12 protein-coding genes and 3 pseudogenes are annotated in these 16910 nt (G+C 55.5%); 5 read left to right on the top strand and 10 right to left on the bottom strand.

Going from position 1 to position 16910, the window contains the following annotated elements:
* Positions 1–172 precede the first annotated feature (172 nt).
* Positions 173–1330, top strand: a complete 1158-nt coding sequence (locus ACSFE6_RS00635; RefSeq protein ID WP_435425825.1) for an alpha/beta hydrolase family protein — start codon at positions 173–175, stop codon at positions 1328–1330.
* Positions 1331–1610: 280 nt separating this feature from the next.
* Here the strand turns inward: ACSFE6_RS00635 and ACSFE6_RS00630 are convergent.
* The 3 genes and pseudogenes from ACSFE6_RS00630 to ACSFE6_RS00620 form a co-directional block, all read right to left on the bottom strand.
* Positions 1611–1709, bottom strand: a pseudogene (locus ACSFE6_RS00630) (hypothetical protein); the annotation flags it as partial.
* Positions 1710–1789: 80 nt separating this feature from the next.
* Positions 1790–2866: a Rieske 2Fe-2S domain-containing protein gene (locus ACSFE6_RS00625; RefSeq protein WP_435425824.1), complete on the bottom strand. Its 1077-nt coding sequence runs from the start codon at positions 2864–2866 to the stop codon at positions 1790–1792.
* Between the two features lie 38 nt (positions 2867–2904).
* Positions 2905–3624 (bottom strand): PDR/VanB family oxidoreductase, encoded by a 720-nt coding sequence (locus ACSFE6_RS00620; protein ID WP_435425823.1) that lies wholly within the window; start codon positions 3622–3624, stop codon positions 2905–2907.
* A 489-nt stretch (positions 3625–4113) separates the two neighbouring features.
* Here ACSFE6_RS00620 and ACSFE6_RS00615 point away from each other — a divergent pair, with 489 nt between their 5' ends.
* The 4 genes and pseudogenes from ACSFE6_RS00615 to ACSFE6_RS00600 all read left to right on the top strand — a co-directional run bounded on the left by ACSFE6_RS00615 (position 4114) and on the right by ACSFE6_RS00600 (position 7041).
* Positions 4114–4587 carry a MarR family winged helix-turn-helix transcriptional regulator gene (locus ACSFE6_RS00615; protein WP_435425822.1) on the top strand — a complete coding sequence of 158 codons (474 nt, stop codon included), beginning with the start codon at positions 4114–4116 and terminating at the stop codon, positions 4585–4587.
* A gap of 7 nt (positions 4588–4594) precedes the next feature.
* A complete protein-coding gene (locus ACSFE6_RS00610; protein ID WP_435425821.1) occupies positions 4595–4753 on the top strand; it encodes a hypothetical protein in 159 nt (52 codons plus the stop codon).
* Positions 4754–5109: 356 nt separating this feature from the next.
* A pseudogene (locus ACSFE6_RS00605) lies at positions 5110–6183 on the top strand (HAMP domain-containing protein); the annotation flags it as partial.
* Positions 6178–7041, top strand: coding sequence for a methyl-accepting chemotaxis protein (locus ACSFE6_RS00600; RefSeq protein WP_435426018.1), 864 nt, complete (start codon positions 6178–6180; stop codon positions 7039–7041). The pseudogene ACSFE6_RS00605 and the gene ACSFE6_RS00600, both read left to right, overlap by 6 nt.
* Before the next feature lie 176 nt (positions 7042–7217).
* On the opposite strand, the gene ACSFE6_RS00595 is transcribed toward ACSFE6_RS00600, so the two are convergent.
* The 7 genes and pseudogenes from ACSFE6_RS00595 to ACSFE6_RS00565 form a co-directional block, all read right to left on the bottom strand.
* Positions 7218–8267, bottom strand: coding sequence for a patatin-like phospholipase family protein (locus ACSFE6_RS00595; RefSeq protein WP_435425820.1), 1050 nt, complete (start codon positions 8265–8267; stop codon positions 7218–7220).
* Between the two features lie 56 nt (positions 8268–8323).
* A complete protein-coding gene (locus ACSFE6_RS00590; protein WP_435425819.1) occupies positions 8324–11773 on the bottom strand; it encodes an adenylate/guanylate cyclase domain-containing protein in 3450 nt (1149 codons plus the stop codon).
* Positions 11774–12319: 546 nt separating this feature from the next.
* Positions 12320–12688: an ethanolamine utilization protein EutQ gene (locus ACSFE6_RS00585; protein ID WP_435425818.1), complete on the bottom strand. Its 369-nt coding sequence runs from the start codon at positions 12686–12688 to the stop codon at positions 12320–12322.
* Positions 12685–14016: an NAD(P)/FAD-dependent oxidoreductase gene (locus ACSFE6_RS00580; RefSeq protein WP_435425817.1), complete on the bottom strand. Its 1332-nt coding sequence runs from the start codon at positions 14014–14016 to the stop codon at positions 12685–12687. Before ACSFE6_RS00580 ends, ACSFE6_RS00585 begins: the two co-directional genes overlap by 4 nt.
* Before the next feature lie 10 nt (positions 14017–14026).
* Positions 14027–15205, bottom strand: a complete 1179-nt coding sequence (locus ACSFE6_RS00575) for an FAD-dependent oxidoreductase (protein WP_435426017.1) — start codon at positions 15203–15205, stop codon at positions 14027–14029.
* 87 nt (positions 15206–15292) lie between these two features.
* A pseudogene (locus ACSFE6_RS00570) lies at positions 15293–15454 on the bottom strand (rubredoxin); the annotation flags it as partial.
* An 11-nt stretch (positions 15455–15465) separates the two neighbouring features.
* Complete coding sequence (locus ACSFE6_RS00565) at positions 15466–16905, bottom strand: aldehyde dehydrogenase family protein (RefSeq protein WP_413704858.1); 1440 nt, start codon at positions 16903–16905, stop codon at positions 15466–15468.
* Between the last annotated feature and the right edge of the window lie 5 nt (positions 16906–16910).

The following is a 16910-nucleotide window of genomic DNA, read 5'->3' as shown; positions in this document are numbered from 1 at the left end:
AATCAAACGATTTGCAGACTTTCCGGATATTGCATCGCGTTTCGTGATACCTCGCATCCTCACTCGCGATTAGCCAAAGTTGAGCTCTCTGAATAACGTCCTGCTCTGATCGTGCCCGACTTGCCTACAGTTTTCGGGTTCGCCTTACGACTGAAAAAGGACAACAAGAAAAATGTTTCGTTATTTCCCCACTAATTACGTATGGAATCTGTCGGTGGATCTCGCCATCGAGATGGGTGCTCGCATGGGCGAGATCGAAGAAATGTGTGCGCCTCTACAGGAGGCCGCTAAACAGCCCGATGCGGCTGGCAGCGCGGCCTTTCGCGAGACGTGGTCAAAGATGGCTGACAAGCTCTGTGGACTCGCAGAGGAAGACGAGGTCGCTGGTCGTTTGCTATCCGCAGGCGAGAAGTACAACCGTGCCGCCACCTATTATCTGACGTGTGAACGCCTGCAGGCACATGGTGCACTTGGTCGGCAGGCGCTGTATCAACGTTTCCTGGAAACGTTCGCGCGTGGCATTGCACTGTCCAATGAAAACTGTGAGCGCGTCGAGATCCCTTATGAGGGCAAATTTATCTCCGGCCTCTATGTTCGCGCAGAAGAAGTCGAGGGCCCGGCGCCGCTGTTGCTTCAGGTTAATGGCTTGGATTCGACCAAAGAAATGAAATACCGCGTCGGCTTGCCAAATTGGCTGGCCAAACGTGGCGTGTCCTCACTGATTATCGACCAGCCTGGTACTGGTGAGGCGCTGCGCCTGCATGACCTCACCGCCCGCTATGACAGCGAACACTGGGCCAGTCGAGTCGTCGACTGGTTGGAAACGCGTTCTGAAGTTGATCCAAAGCGCATCGGTATGGAGGGCGTGTCCTTGGGTGGCTACTACTGTCCACGCGCCGTGGCTTTTGAACCACGTTTCGCCTGTGGCGTTGTCTGGGGTGCCAACCACGACTGGCGTGATGTGCAGAAACGACGGCTGGAGAAGGAGGGTAGCTTACCGGTACCTCATTACTGGACGCATGTCTGCTGGGTGTGGGGGGCGAAGGACACCGATGACTTCATGAAAATTTCGGAAAGTGTTCATTTAGACGGCGTTCTTGATCGCATTAAAGTACCTTTCCTCGTGACCCACGGACAAAAGGATTCTCAGATCCCCCTCAAGTGGGCTCACCGCACGTTTGAGCAATTAGTAAATAGCCCGAAACGCGAGTTGAAGGTCTTTACCGAGCGAGAGGGTGGTGTGCAGCACTCAAGCTTCGACAACAGCATTAACGCTGGTCAGTACATTGCCGACTGGGTGGCCGAAACCCTGGGTGGGCGTACTGCGTGAAACAAGGCTCTGCCTGCGCTAGGCGCAGGCAGAGCCACCTGGCTCACCAGATTTTAATGGTGTAGTCGACGTTTACCCGCGTTTCGTTGTCACTTCTGAACGTTGACGCAACGCCTTGTTGATTTCGGCAGAAAGCCTCTCTTAACCGAGTGCTAACTGGCTGTTGACTCCTCTATAGGGCTCCGCAGCTGTTGGCGATGTCGGGCAGTTCGGAACAGATCTTGCGGGTCAATGACGAATTTCTTCAGCGCGCCTGCGTCGAACTCACCGTAACCTTTCCAAGCTGCTTGCCTTGCGGATCCTGTATCTTCGGATAGGGGATGCTCTGCAATTCGACCTTACCTTGGCCGAGATAAACCACACCACGATTTCCAGACATACGTTCTCCATCTATGCGCCTTTAGCGCGCTTGTGAGATGTGCTGAATAGAGGCTGTTTTGGTCGCCTCCAGGTTAACCATCAAGAAGCTTGGCGAAGTTTTTCGATAATCTTTCGCGCACGGTTTGCGCCCACGTCCACATGGATGTCTACCATTGGTTTAGGGCCGAACTCGAGCATGTTCTTGTACTGGGCTTCGATGACGACCTTATCCTCATCAAAAGTTATGACCGTCTGTTCCACGACCTTCGCCTTGGTTTCTTCAAGGTTGCTTTTGGGGTTGGTCGCCATAGTCCAGAAGTAGTGGGCGGAGGTTTCAGTTTCAGGGGTTACGCCGTGGAATCCACGCATATGGAATCCGCCACGGTGCGGATCATCGAGTGACTCGCTGCCGGCGTCGGTTGCACCTGTCCAGATTCGGAGGTGTGTAACGTGGAACTCGATTTCTTGCCAGCGATCGACCTTGCCCTGGAATGGGTAGGCCGCGGTATAGGTGGGAGGCGGTACCGAATCGGGCATATGACGTGTCACCTTCACGGTGGTCTCGTCACTATCTACACGCATTTGAGCGTTCATGTGGATGCTCGCGTTACCACCGATAGTGCGAAGGTGGACGTAGCCCAAATGGCTCAGGTCAAGCAGGTTGTCATGGATGAGCTGGTACGGCGCGTCGTAGTGATAGACGTCCCCTTCGAAGAGATACTCGCCGTTACTGTGGATGTCGTATGCCGGAGGCTCGCAGGTGGGCTCTTGGTTATCCGCGTTGCCGAACCAGATCCAGATTATCTGATCGCGCTCACGGACGTGATACGCAGGCACTTTGGCTTTTGAAGGAATTTTTGCCTGCCCAGGCACTTCCACGCATTGGCCCTCGCCGTTGAACAACAGGCCGTGGTAACCACAGCGCACGCCTTGTTCTTCTAATGTGCCATGAGATAGAGGCAGGGCTCGATGGCAGCAGCGATCTTCCAGGGCTGCTGGCTTACCATCCATTGTGCGAAACAGCACAATGGGCTTTCCGAGCAAGGTTCTGCCTACAGGTTTGTCTTTGAGTTCCCAGGCAAAACCTGAGACGTACCACTGATTCAACGGAAACTTCGGTAGCTCTGCAGGAGCACCAACCTCATACGCGAGCGATTGAGCTTGCGATGTACTCATAGCGATCTCCAACTATCAGGTTTGTTCTTATTAGGGGGTCACAGATCCAGCACAAGACGTGGACTGCGTGAGCGGGAACAGCATGGGGTGAAGCTATCGTTTCGTGCGTGCTCTGCGGCGTTCATGAACTGATCTCGATGATCAGGTTCACCTGCCAGTACTCGCGTGACACAGGCCCCGCAGATGCCTTGTTCGCAGGAGCTTTCGATTTCCACATCGTGTTCAAGCAAAACTTCGAGAGCGGACTTCTGCGCTGGAACTTCAATCACACGACCTGATCGGGAAAGCTCAATTTCAAAGGGCTGATCCCCCTCATGAACCTGTGATGGAGCAGCAAAGTCCTCTCGATGGATGTGCTGGTCACTCCAACCAGAAGCCTTCGCGGTAGATTGAATGTGTGACATAAAGCCTGACGGGCCGCACACGTATAGTTGGTCGCCGTCCGCTGGGTGCGCGAGGATCCGAGCTGCATCTAAGCGTTGTTCGACTGGGCCATTGTCGACATGAACGTGCACATAGTTTGCAAAGGGGGCTTCTTTCAGGAGCCCAATGAACGCCAGCCGTTCAATCGATCGACCGCAGTAGTGAAGCTCAAAGTGCTTTTCCGCTGCGACTAGGGTGTGGGCCATCGCAAGAATCGGAGTGATGCCGATGCCACCGGCAAATAAGACATAGCGCTTACCTGTGAGATCTAGATCGAACAGGTTGCGAGGGTTCCCTATTGAGAGTTTTGAGCCCTCCGCAACATCGACATGCATACCCCTGGATCCTCCCCGAGACGCTGGCTCGTTGAGTACAGCAATGAGATATCGGCCACGCTCATGAGGGGCGTTACACAGTGAGTACTGCCGAGTAAAACCAGGGGCAACCTGTACGTCGACATGCGACCCCGCAGTGAAAGCAGGAAGTTGTCCGCCCTTAGCAGGCATCAGTTCGAAGCTGCAGACACCTTCAGCTTCAGAGATTTTGCGAGATACATAAACTTCGAGCATGAGCGTAACCCCACCGCGAGTGTGCAGTGTTTGAAGGCAAAAGGACGTTAAGCCGGCTTTACCGACTGAGTGAGGTAAGCGTGGAGATCAAGAAGGAGGAGATAGGAGAAGGCAAGTCATCGCACGGGCACCTCTGAGTTTTTATTGTTGTACTGCGCGCTTATGATGCGGACGCAGGATCGTTGTGAGATTCTTATCCTAAGCATTTTAGTTGCGGTGTCAACTAATTCAATCGACGTTCAGGAACCGCTCGTCATGACCGAATCATCCCCCCTCAATCTGGATCGCTACGTTCCTGCGTTACTCACATTCCTGACCAACAAAATGGCGAGCGGTGCGTCAGCTTGCTATCGCAAGCATTTTGGGATTGGCATCGTTGAATGGCGGGTGCTTTCAATGCTTGCTGTTGAAGACCACATCAGTGCTAACCGGATGGTTCAGGTCATAGGCCTAGACAAAAGCGCCGTCAGTCGAGCACTGAAGGTGTTAGAGCAGGATGGGTATGTGTCGACTGAGGTCGATGTGGAGGATGCTCGTCGATACACCGTCTCACTTACACCCGCTGGGCGTAAGTTGCATGACCAAGTGCTGGTGACAGCGATTGAGAGGGAAAGGCTGCTTCTGGCTGCTCTGAACGACGATGAGATCGAAACGCTCATTGGCTTTTTGCATCGCATGAGTGCTCAGTTAGAGGCTGTGAATGCAGTGGAACCGGACGTCCAAGCATAGGCTGGAGATGCCTGCCCACTCACTTCATAGGCGTCGTTATGCCGGCGTGTCTGATATCGACATCTGCGCCGCCACCTGTGCACCTAACGTCGGACTATTGGTTTCCTTGCTCTATGCCCTCGTCATCCAATTCGGCGATGCCGTGATCAAGTACCTGATGAAGTAGATCGACCCAAGACTTGAGCAGGTTAGCGAAGTCATCCTTTCATCACGCACATTCCGCTGGATTCATCGCCACTCCACCGGTGGCCTTTGGCTGCGCGCGTTGTTGATCCTGCTGCACTGGATGAGCAAGTGCGCCCAGATTATCGTGCAGCCCGATACCTGATAGCGCTAAATGCGATTGGCGAGAAGGCTGGCGCACTCGTTAGCGTATGTGCGCTTGTCATAATAATAAATAAGGCTGCCATATGAAGCGCTTGTCACCATTGTCTCTTTCCCCGTCTGTCTCCATCCTTTCTGCACTAAATGCCATAGACACTCCGACCATGCTGATCTGCCTTTGCGCTCGCGGGGCTTGATATGAGCAAAATTAGAAATCTATCGGCCAACCTCTCCGTAGGGGCAAAGCTGTGGGTCGGCTTTGGACTTGTTTTATTTCTCACTGCTAGCGTCGCAGTGACAGCGTTCAGCTCCATCGCCACCTTGCAGCACCACAGCGAACGTTTACGCGGTGACCTGCAAGTTCAGGCGCAGGTTCTGCAAGCACGCATTGCTGAAAAAGACTTCGCTCTAGGTCTTGATGAGCGTGCAGCCGAACAGGTGCGTCTGACTGTCGAGCAACTTCAAGAGGCACTGTCCGGCGACACCAATTCCGCTCGTCAGGAGATGGCCTCAGCAGCGCAGGCCTACCTCCGGCAATTTGAGCAGTACGTAAAGTCGCTACGCGAGTTGCACGACGCCCGCGGGAGTATGCAGTGCATGGCGCGTGTCGCTGCGGAAAGCTTCAACGCGGTATTCCTTGATCAACTCGATGAGCTCAGTGCAGGTGTTGACGGGCAGGGGAGGCTTGCGACAGACCAGTTCGCCTTGCTAGAGCAGAGTGCTGCATTGCGTGACAAATTGGCACAGATGCGGGACAGCGAACTGTCATACAGCCTAGATAATGACCAAAGTCGCCGTGCCGATTGGGAAATGGGGATGAGCGATGTGCTCTCGACTATCGATACCCTATCGCTAAGAGTAGGGGATGACGGGCAGGCATCACTTAAGAGTGCGCGTGAGGCTCTGAAGGACTACCGTCTGGCATTTGCTCAGTTCGCCATCAATCGAGACCTGATCGCCCAATCCACGGCCAGTATGGAGCACCAAAGCGAGCATCTTGGAGAGTTACTAGCGGCTTTGGAACAAGAGCAAGCCAGCGCAATTTCCCAAAGCGGAAGTAGTGCCAATCGTCAGCTTGGTGTCATCACTTTGTTGGCCTTGAGTCTGGGCATCGGCTCCAGCCTACTAATTCGACAGACAATTTTGCGCCCGCTGCGAGAGGCAGTGACCTGGGCTCGGCGTATCGCCGATGGTGATCTTTCTGGCCCTCGCCAAAGCACTGTGCGCAAAGATGAGCTAGGACTGCTACTGCACTCTTTCGGTGACATGCTTGACAGCTTACGTGGCTTGGTAAGACGCATCAGTCAGGGTGTCGACCAACTGAACGGAACGACCGGTAACCTTGCCACGGTGATCTCTCATACCAATTCAGGAGTTGAGCAGCAACGCAGGGAAACCGAAGTTGCGGTGTCTTCTATGCAGCAGATGAGTTCTAGGGCGCGAGAAGTTGCGCGAAACACTTTCGAAGCAAACGATGCGGTGCTGAAGGCCAACGAACAGGCGCGGGACGGAAACCTGTTAGTGCAACGAGCAGCCGACAGAGCTGGATTCCTGACCCAGGAGATGAACGGGTGTTCTCAGGTAATGCACGAATTGCTAGGCGAATGCTCGGCAGTTAGCGTGGTGCTGGATGTCATTAAGTCAGTGGCCGTGCAGACCAATTTGCTCGCTCTGAATGCGTCTATCGAAGCCGCGCGTGCTGGCGAGCACGGTCGTGGTTTTGCTGTGGTCGCCGATGAAGTACGGGGACTAGCGCAGCGGACTCAGGCTTCTACTGATGAGATTAAGTCGCTCATCGATCGGCTATGCAGTGCCGCACAACAGGCGGCGACGCGCTTGCAGGAAAACCGTCTATTGACTGACGAGTCCGCAAAGCTTGCGGGAGAGGCATCTACCGCATTGCAGAGTATTACCCAGGCTGTGGCCACTATCGAGCGAATGAATCAGCAGATCGCCACAGCGACTGAACAGCAGAGCATAGTGGCTGAGGATGTCAATCACAGCATGACTAAGGTACGCGCTGTGGCAGAAGAATGCTCACAGCAGAATCTCTCGCTGCAGGCATCGAACGCGGAGCTACAGCAGGTCAGCGGCGCGCTAAATGTGGCGGTCGGGCATTTTCAGACTTGAGCTCTGGGGTTGTTGTCAGATGATACTTGGCACCCCTGTTAAATTGATGCGGCTAACAAGCACCAAAGCACCCTCCAGTATCGCTTGCTCGCCATTGATGAGATGTCAGTCGTTTGTAGGGCTGCGGGCGGGGGGAATTAACGACCATGTGCCGATCCCGTCGCATTTTTTGCCGTTCAAAGAAATTCCTTTCGGATGTCGATACTCGACCGTTCGCCAATATTCCGGTAGTTCTCCGTGAGCCACGCCTCGGCCTCGCGGCGTCCGTTGTCGCGCAGTCCGCAAAGGAAGTCCCAGTCCGCGTTGTACTTGCTGGATACGCTGAGCGCGCACATCGCCTCGTCAGATTTGATGGAGTGGATCAGCATCTCCTTCATCTCGTTGCGATCGACCTTGCCTTGTTGGATGAGGTCGGTGACAAAAGCGATGGTACGCAGCTCACGCATCAGCGACGAATTGAAGCTGATTTCACTGATGCGATTAAGGATGTCAGCAGCTGAAATGGGCACGCCCGGGCGGACAAGCGGATTGATATGGACAATCACAACATCGCGAGTATTACAGTGGTATATCAATGGGAAAATGGCCGGGTTTCCCATATAGCCGCCATCCCAGTAATGCTGCCCATCGATTGTGACCGCCTGGAACAATGTCGGCACACAGGCCGATGCGAGTACCGCTTCGGCGCAAACCTCCTCTCCCGTGAAAATGCGTATTTTCCCGGTTTCGACATTGGTTGCGCATAGATACAGGTGGAACGGACATTGGCTCCGCAGGGCTGCAAAATTTATCTGTTTGTCCAGCACATCCCGCAATGGGCTCAAGTTGCGGCTATTGAACTGGTAAGGCGAGAATATTCGAAGTGCCATGTCCGCGAAGGTATACATGGGTGAATAGTCCAGTCCGAAGCTGTGCGTCCCTTTCAACCATGGCATCCAACGCAATGGGTTATAGCGTTCAGCTGACTGTGAGACGGCATGCCAGAAGTTGTGCAGTGCCTCACGTGCACCGACCTCTCCACCTTGCAGCATTCCAAAGGCCAATACAGCGGCATTCATCGCGCCAGCACTGGTTGCACTTACCCCTTCAATGGTAAGCCTGCCGTCCTCAAGTAATCGATCAAGAACCCCCCAAGTGAATGCACCATGCATACCGCCGCCCTGCAAAGCTAGCGTGATTGATTTTCGTTGATCGCTAGCTCGGGGATTATCGTTCTGCATGGTCATTCTAGATCTCCTCGTCGATGCTGAGCCTCCATTCAGCGCTAAGGGACATTGATCGTTTACTCACTGCTTGATACCCATGCATCGAGCAGCGCCTTGGCTTGTAGCAAATCAACGCTGTCGAAGCCTTCGGTGAAAAAGCTGTAAATGTCGGCCAGCATTTGCCTGGCCGCCTCCTTGTCTCGTGTTGCCCATAGTTGAGCAAGGCTCACTGTGGCGCGTAGCTCGAGTGACTTTGCCCCTTGTTGTCGAGCGATTGAGATCGCCTTGTGAAAGCATGCTTCCGCTTCTTGCCGCACATAAGAATCCAGTCGGTCTTCTCCCGGACATTGCAGGGTAAGAGCGCCCTTGAGGCGGTACAGCTCTGCTTCGTAAAAGTGCTCGCCTGTTCTGTTCACCATAGCTAGAGCGTCGGTCACGGCATCCAATCCTGCCTGCGGTTGCCCGGCGCGCCTGTGCGCTGCGGCTAGCAGGGCCAGAAAATAAGAACATCCAAGCTCTGCTCCGGCTGCGCGGTAAGCGGCAATACCTTGGGTTATCTGAGCGATGCCTTCGTCAATGTTTCCCTGCTCGGCGCGAGCCCAACCTTGAAGAATATTCCCCCTTGCCAAATACAACGGAAATCCTTGCTCTAGAGAAAGCTTGATGGCGGCATCTGCACACTCTTCGGCGAGTCGTACGTCGTACCGAAACTGTCCCAGTATCGACGTAGCGGACAAGGTGAAGGCCAGGCTAAATGGGTGGGAAATCTTCTTGGCCAGGGCAAGGGCATCCTGGCTGCGTATGCTTGCCTGATTGGGAAAACCCAAGTACCAAAGGCTCCAGGCCGAAAATGACAGGGAGTAACCCGGATCCATGCCGTACGTAATGGAATGTGTGCGATGGCGATCAGGGTCGTAGAGGGCACGTGCCCGTTCCTGATGGTCATGGGCGTTTTTGAGATCACCCTGGAAAAGCAATGTCTGCCCAAGTGCCGCATGGGCTTCCACGAGCAAGTCCGGATCCTGCGCGGTTTGCGCAATACTGAGCAATCGTTCAGCCAGTTCGCATGCGGTTGAGTATTGCGTACGCAACGTGTAGTAACTCCACAGCCCCAGCAGCGCAGAGAAAAGCGAGTCGTCGCCTACTTGCGCGCATAGCGCCAGAGCACGGGTGTAGGTGGCCGCCACCTCGGGCGCACCATAGCCGCGCACGGCCATCAAGGCTGGCCCCAGGGCGAGTAGCAACGTCAGTTCCTGATGTGCACGCGTGGGCGTGTCGGGCAAATGTTCGAGCAATTCCAGTGCCGCGCCGAGATGACGCATTGCATCGAGATGGGCGGAATGCTGGAGGGCCTGTTGCCCGGTACGGTGCAGGTATTCCACGGCCTTCGGGACATTGCCGCTCAGCTTGTAGTGATGCGCCAGTTCGCTGCAGTAATCCGTGATGCGAGTGGGGAACAGTGCCTCGATGGCCTGCGCTGTGCGCTCATGCAGCGCGCTACGCCGCTCCGTGAGTAGCGAGTGGCCCGCGACCTCCTGGGTCAGCGCATGCTTGAACGAATACTCCACCTCCGGAAAGGCGGGCCGCTGGTAAATGAACTCCGCAGCCTCCAGTCGGGCGAGCAGATTACACAACTTGTCGTCTGTCTGAGCATCCTGCCCATCACAGATGCACCGGATCAGACTGAACGGAAACTCTTTGCCGATAACGGCGAGGGTCTGCAACAACTCCTTCTCCGCTACGGGGAGCCGGTCGATACGGGCAGCGAGTACACCCTGCACTGTAGTGGGGATATGCAGCGCAGCTGGAGTTTGCTCGATCCGATACTGACCGGCTTCACCCAGCAGCAATTTCTCCTCGATCAGAGTTTGCACCACTTCCTCCATGAAGAACGGGTTGCCCTCCGTCTTATCCAGGATGAGCTGTTTGAGGGGGATGAGGGTAGGATCGTCCCCAAGCTGGGTCGCGAGCATTGCCTGTGCTTCGACCGGGCCCAGCGGTTCGAGCCGCAGTTGGCTGCAATGACCCGCACGTATCCACACAGGCTGATACTCGGGCCGGTAGTTCACGAGGAGCAGGATTGGGGAACTCGCCAAGTGGTCGGTCAAGTACACGAGGAATGCTTCGGTCTCGCAGTCCAGCCATTGCAAATCCTCGAACAGCAGCTCGATCGGTTGATTGCGGCTCTCACGTGCCAGTAGTTGAGTGATCGCGTCGAAGGTGCGAACGCGCCGGATCTGAGGATCCATTTCCGCGAGTGCTGAACTGTGTTCGCCGATACCCAGCAGGTAGAGCAGATAGGGCACGAGATCCTCGAAGCCTCGCTCGAGCGTAAGGGTCTTGCCCATGACCTTTTCCCGGCATCGCCGCTCGTCATCCTGGACGGTGATCTGAAAATAATTGTTCAGAAGCTCGATGAGTGGGAAATAGGCAAAGGCTTTGCCGTGCGACACCGAGAATGTCTCCAGCACCAGACAGCCGCACCGCGAGCGTTCCTTGAACTCATGAAACAGCCGTGACTTCCCGACTCCGGCCTCGCCTACCACCGCGACGACCTTACTGTGGCCCGCTTTGGACTGCTCGAGCGCCTGATGCAGGTGGTCGAGCTCGACCTGGCGGCCGACGAACCTGGCCAGCCCGCGATGTGCCGACAGTTGCAGGCGTGTGCGCAGCGCGCCGAGACCCTGCACCTCGTACACGACAAGGGGCTCGGGAATGCCTTTGACCTGGGCGGCCCCCAGAGCCTTGAATTCGAAATAACCCTCCGCCAGCTTGTAGGTGGGCTCGCTTACCAGGATCGACGAGGGTGCAGCGATGCTCTCCATCCGGGAGGCAATGTGGATCGTGTTCCCGACCGGATCGTAATCGGTGTGCAAATTGTCCGTGCGGATCGAACGCACGACGACCTCTCCGGTATGGATACCGACGCGGATTTGCAGCGGAATGCCTTTCTCCAGGCGAATGCGGTCGCCATGTCGGTGTATCGCCTGCTGCATGCGCAGTGCCGCATACAGCGCCCGCTGCGGATGATCCTCATGGGCGATGGGGGCTCCGAACAGCGCGAGTATGCCATCACCCAGTGTCTTGGCCACGTAGCCTTCGTAGTGGTGGACGGCTTCCATCATCAGCGAGACGACTGGCTCGATCAGGCGGTGGGCCTCCTCCGGATCGAGGTCGTGGATCAACGCCGTGGAACCGGCCATGTCGGCAAACAGTGCCGTGACGGTCTTACGCTCACCGGCGGTCTCACCCCGGGCTTCCATGGCCGCCTGTTCGGCGCGGATGCGCTCGGCAAGGTGGTGGGGCGTGTAATGAATGGGATCTGGAGAGGGCTCTGAAACAGGCTTAGCGTGCGGTGATAGCGCAGCAGGCGCATCGGTCAGCGGCGCGCCGCATTCACTGCAAAATTTGGCGGACAGGCCCGCCTCGTGACCACAGCGCGGACAGCTGCGAGACAACCTTACGCCGCACGCTTCACAGAAGCTGGCCTCGGAGGGACTCTCGAATCCGCAGTTTGCGCAGCGCATACGATCTCTTCCCTTTTGCAGGCGTTCAAGAAGACCAGTCAAAAGACGGGAAGCGTGACATCAAACCGGCGAAGGACAAGCTGAAGTCATTGGGCCGGTATGTTTGGGCAGCCTTTTAACCCTCTGTATCAAAGATAGTTTGTATCGTGGTATCGAGAAGTAAAATTCGCTTACTGGAAGAGGGAAGGTCGAAGGTGGGCTAGGCATGGGTCGATCAATGATTTCAACCCGAGTCGCACCTTACCGAGTAAATATTAGGGTTTCATGGTCATCGGAGGAGAGAAGCGCCGCTTGTGGCAGGCGCTGATAGATCGAGAGGGTGGTCGCACGCTCTGTACCGGCGGCTTGGTAAGGTGATATTTCTACCTCAACACCTTGCCCATGGAGCGACCCTAGGAAAGTACGGTAGATCCTTTTGAGCTCTACCGGTGAAGCATTGTTAACGAACTTGAGTTAGAAGGTTTTCGAATAGAAATTCGATAGCCAACTTAGGTAATAGTCGGGCGATATTGGAATCTCTCTGGTAGCCATCAGAAGCCACAAACGTCACTCCAATCCATGCTGCCGCTTCCAGTCGCCCGGATAAACGACATATCCAAACAATGCATAGCCCCCATAAACCAACTCAGTTCCTTCAGGAACCCAGAGCATTTGCCCCGGTTCCACACGATAAAGTTCGTCATTGGCCTTGAGTTCAAAGCATCCTTCAATAACGAAGATCACCTCGTCATACAATAGCGTCCAGGCAACCTCGGCTCCTTCCCAGCGCGCGAAGCCAACGCCCATGTTTGGAGAGATTTCATTGCTCAGGGCGCGTGCAACAGAAGCCTTACCGGGGGGGCCTCCTCGGTGAACAAAGTCGAGGTCACGGTGGTCGACCAATCGCACTGGCCCATTCCCGGAGACACGCTTCACAGTTCGCTCCTGCTGTTCCAGGCTGCCATACGTATACGAGTGCGCACCCCTAACCCCAGAAATGGTTCAGGCGGGTTACGGGACGGCATGCCAGTTACCGATTTGATGTCCTGGAGGTGCTTAGAGTCCGAACCGACAGCCATTTCCGCTAGCAGGGTTCCCGATATTGTGCCCCAGGCAGCCCCCACACCATTATCACAGGCTGTGGCATAGACGCCCGTTTCGAGTTGGCCAAAGAAGTTGGTGAAGTTACGCGAGATCGCGTACACACCACCCCAAGTGTGAGTGAACGGAACGTTAGCGAGTTGGGGATAACGAGCCAGCAGGGCAGTGCGATGTCCTTCGCGAATCTCTTGGCGTGTTGAGTCGCTGACGCTTTTGCCATAACGCGGGACATGTTTGTAGGTATTGCGGATGATAAGACGGCGGTCTTGAGTCATGCGCACGGTGGTGCCGGCATGGTCTGCCGGAGTCAATCCCCAGTCTGCTTGAATACCGATAGCATCCATCTCAGCCTGAGTTAACGGGCGAGTCCAGCTGGCGAAGGTCATCACCGGCAGCAGGCGACTGCGCAAATAACCAAACTCTTGGGTGAAGATGCTGGTACCCAACAATAAGCTTGGAGTACGTATCTGCCCATCGGCACCTTGCAGCACCCATTGGCCTTTGCTATCACGCTGCAGTCCCTGAATAGGTGACTGTTCGAGCAGTTCGACATTGTTGGGCAGTGAGTCGGCCAGACCGCGCACCAATGCCGCCGGTTGCATCAGGTAGCAGCCTGGCGTAAAGACCGCGCGGCTGTAGTGGCGTGTGCCGATTACCTTTGCGAGCTCATCGCGATCAACACTTCGAAATGGCTCGCCCAACTCAGTCATCAGGCGTTCAAAATGCTCCAGATAAGCTAATCCACGAGGGCCGACGGCGCCCTGGAATTTGCCGGCATGAGACCACTGGCAGTCGATCTGATGTTGAGTGACCAATCTCTGTAATTGAGCGATGGCGGCACGGTTCAGCCCTAACAGACGCTGCTTGTGAGCCGGATCCGGATGTTCCAATGCCATCTTATGTGGCAGGTCGATAACGAAACCAGAATTGCGCCCCGAGGCACCGTAGCCCACACGCTGGGCGTCGACTAGTACGATGCGCGCATCGGGCTTTTGTTCGGCCAAACGTCTGGCTGCTGCAAGTCCAGCAAAACCAGCGCCAATTACGGCGTAGTCTGCTTGCTGTTTACCGCTTAGGCGTTTTGCAGCAGCGGGTGGAGGCAAAGCGGCATACCAACCGCAGTCATGATCATCGTGTGGCAGGTGAATTGCGCGAGTGTTCATATTGTTTTTCTCAGGCCACGTTTGATTGAGAGGGCTGACAGTTCTGAAGCCAGGTGCTGCGCTGTTGTTGCGCTTGGCGACCGAGTAATGCAAAACCACGCAGGGTGCCAGCGTCGTCGTGAAACGCTGCGCTGAGCCCGTCGACCGTTGCTTCAATACGCCATTGACCAGCGCAGTCAGTAGGCGCCGCTAGCAAGCACAATGGGGCCGCCGGCGTCTTCACCGTAACTGGCATTAGCGGATACCGCACGATTGTCGGTTGTCCCAGCAGCGTGCGCGCCAAGGCTTCGATGCCTTGGTTGATCGGCGCCAGATAAGGCATCAACTGACCGTCGATTTCTATGCAGTCTCCCAGTGCATAAATGCCTGGTGTTGAAGTCTCTAGATACTCATCGACCTTAATACCGCGGCCACATTCCAGACCGCAGGCGAGTGCCAATTCTTGGTTAGGTCGCAAACCTATAGCTGACAGCACCAGGTCGGCTTGATGTTGTTCACCGTTGGCGAGTGTCAGCTCGAATCCATCGGTGCTCCGCTCAATTCGCTGCAAGGTAGTTTGCAGGTTCCAACGCACTCCTAGACCACTGAGTGCTTGCTGCAGATGAAGCCCTGCAGGTTCGGGTAACAAGCGCTCCATGGGCCAAGCACCCAAGCCGATGACTTGCACCTCGAAACCGCTGCTGGCCAAATCATTGGCAAATTCGCAGCCAATAAGACCATCGCCGAGAATAGCGATACGACGCATACCATCCAATTGCGTACGGAAGGCTTGATAATCAGACAGGTTGTTGACGCTTACCAATGCTTCCGCGCAGCCTTCGATCGGTACGCGAATTGGTGCCGCGCCACTGGCTAGGACTAGCTGGCCATAGGTCATTTCACCAAGGTTGGTATGCAACCGTCGGGCTTGGGAATCGATGCGTTCAACCTGACAATGCGGGTACACCCGTATGCCTAGTCGTTGTTCCACTGCTAATGGGCTCTCACTTGCCAGAGCAGTCGCGCTTCGACCTTGAGCCAATGCAATAGAGAGTGCAGGCTTGGAGTAGACATGTCCGGATTCGCGAGTCAGTACACGGATCTCCAGATTCGGGTCTTGCTTGCGCAAAGCCTGAGCCAGGCCATAGCCGGCATGGCCGCTGCCGATGATTACTACTGGGCCAGCAGGACGCGTTGCTTGCGCTGGCATTGAAACCGGCGCGATGGTAGCAACTGCCGCGGCTAGAGGTGCGATGGTGGCTACTGCAGCAACTGCGGCGGCGGTCACTGGCTCGGTGATCTCGATCATCTCAAAATCACTCTTGCCAACCTTACATTCGGGGCACAACCAGTCTCCCGGTACATCTTCCCAGCGAGTACCAGCAGCGATTCCGTCGTCAGGCCAACCTAGTGCTTCGTCATAGATCAGCCCGCAAATGATGCATAGCCACTTCTTCATGATTTCGACCCTCACTCGCCCTGGATTCGCAATGCAAGGTTCTTGGTGCGCACATAGCTGTACAGCGCTTCCTGACCTTTCTCGCGACCGTAACCGGATAGACCAACCCCGCCGAAAGGCGTCTCAATGCCACCGGCATACCACTCATTTACGAACACTTGACCCGCGCGCAGTCGTCGAGAGCAGCGCAGGGCGCGATTCAGATTTTGGGTGAAGACGCCCGCTACTAGGCCGAAGTCGGTTCCGTTAGCCAGGTTAATGGCCTCTTCCTCGGTATCGAATGGGAGGATCGCCAACACCGGGCCGAATACCTCACTCTGAGCGATGTCCATGTCCGCAGTAACATCGCAGAACACAGTTGGCTGCATGAAATTACCAGCCAAACTCGAAACCGCTTCTCCCCCTGCAACTACTCGCGCGCCTTCCTGTTGTGCGCGTTGGCACATAGCCTGAATACCTTGAAGTTGACCCGCTGAAATTACCGGGGTCAGTTCGGCATTCTCCGAACCAGGGCCAATTTGTAGGCTGCGCGCTAGGGCGCCGACTTGATCAACCACTTCGTTGTAGATCGAGCGCTCTACCAGCAGGCGGGACATTGCGGAACAGACTTGTCCAGCATTGAAGAAGATACCGTTACGCACGCTAGCTAGAAGTTGCTCACGGTCGGCATCGGCGAATACTAGCGCCGCTGACTTACCGCCCAATTCCATAACGCTTGGAACCGCATTCTCTGCTGCGGCGCGCAGAATACTCTGGCCGGTCGGTACGGAGCCGGTGAAGACAATCTGATCGACGCTCTTATTCGCAGCCAGAAAAGCGCCAACCTCGCGACCACGTCCGCACAGCAGATTGACCGCGCCCTTTGGTAAGCCGGCGCGTTCGATTGCTTGCATCAGGACACAGAGACCTAAAGGCGAGAGCTCTGGTGACTTAATTACGACCGAGTTACCAGCGGCTAATGCTGGTGCCAGAGAACGAGCGCAGATCGACACTGGGAAGTTCCAAGGCACGATCTGTAAAGAGACGCCCATCGGCTCATAGATAGTGAAGTCCATGTAGCCATTGCCTAGCGGTACTGAGATACCTTCAATCTTGTCGGCCATGCCGGCGTAGTATTCGAAATAGCGTGCGGCTTCCGTGAATTCGTCCCGTGCATCGCGAAGGGTTTTACCGTTCTCCGCGCAAAGAATTTGAGCTCCTTCATCGGCGACCAAACGAATCTGCCGGGCGATCTCTAGTAGCCAAGTTACACGCTGGGCAGGACGCACCCTGGTCAGCTCAGCACTGTCAGCGCAACGTCGCGCTGACTGCAGGGCACGTTCGGCGTCAGCGACACTGGCTTGGGCCATAGTCGCTACCGGTTGATTATTAGCGGGATTGAGGATAGTCAGGTGTTGGTCGTTATCGACCCACTGCCCATCGATATAGTTAAGCCAGTGTTGAATGCTCATCGGGA

The organism is Pseudomonas baetica (assembly GCF_051216495.1).
GTDB classification, from domain to species: Bacteria; Pseudomonadota; Gammaproteobacteria; order Pseudomonadales; family Pseudomonadaceae; genus Aquipseudomonas; species Aquipseudomonas baetica_B.
The sequence above is the reverse complement of the archived record's forward strand: the minus strand, read 5'-3'. Positions and strand labels throughout refer to the sequence as shown.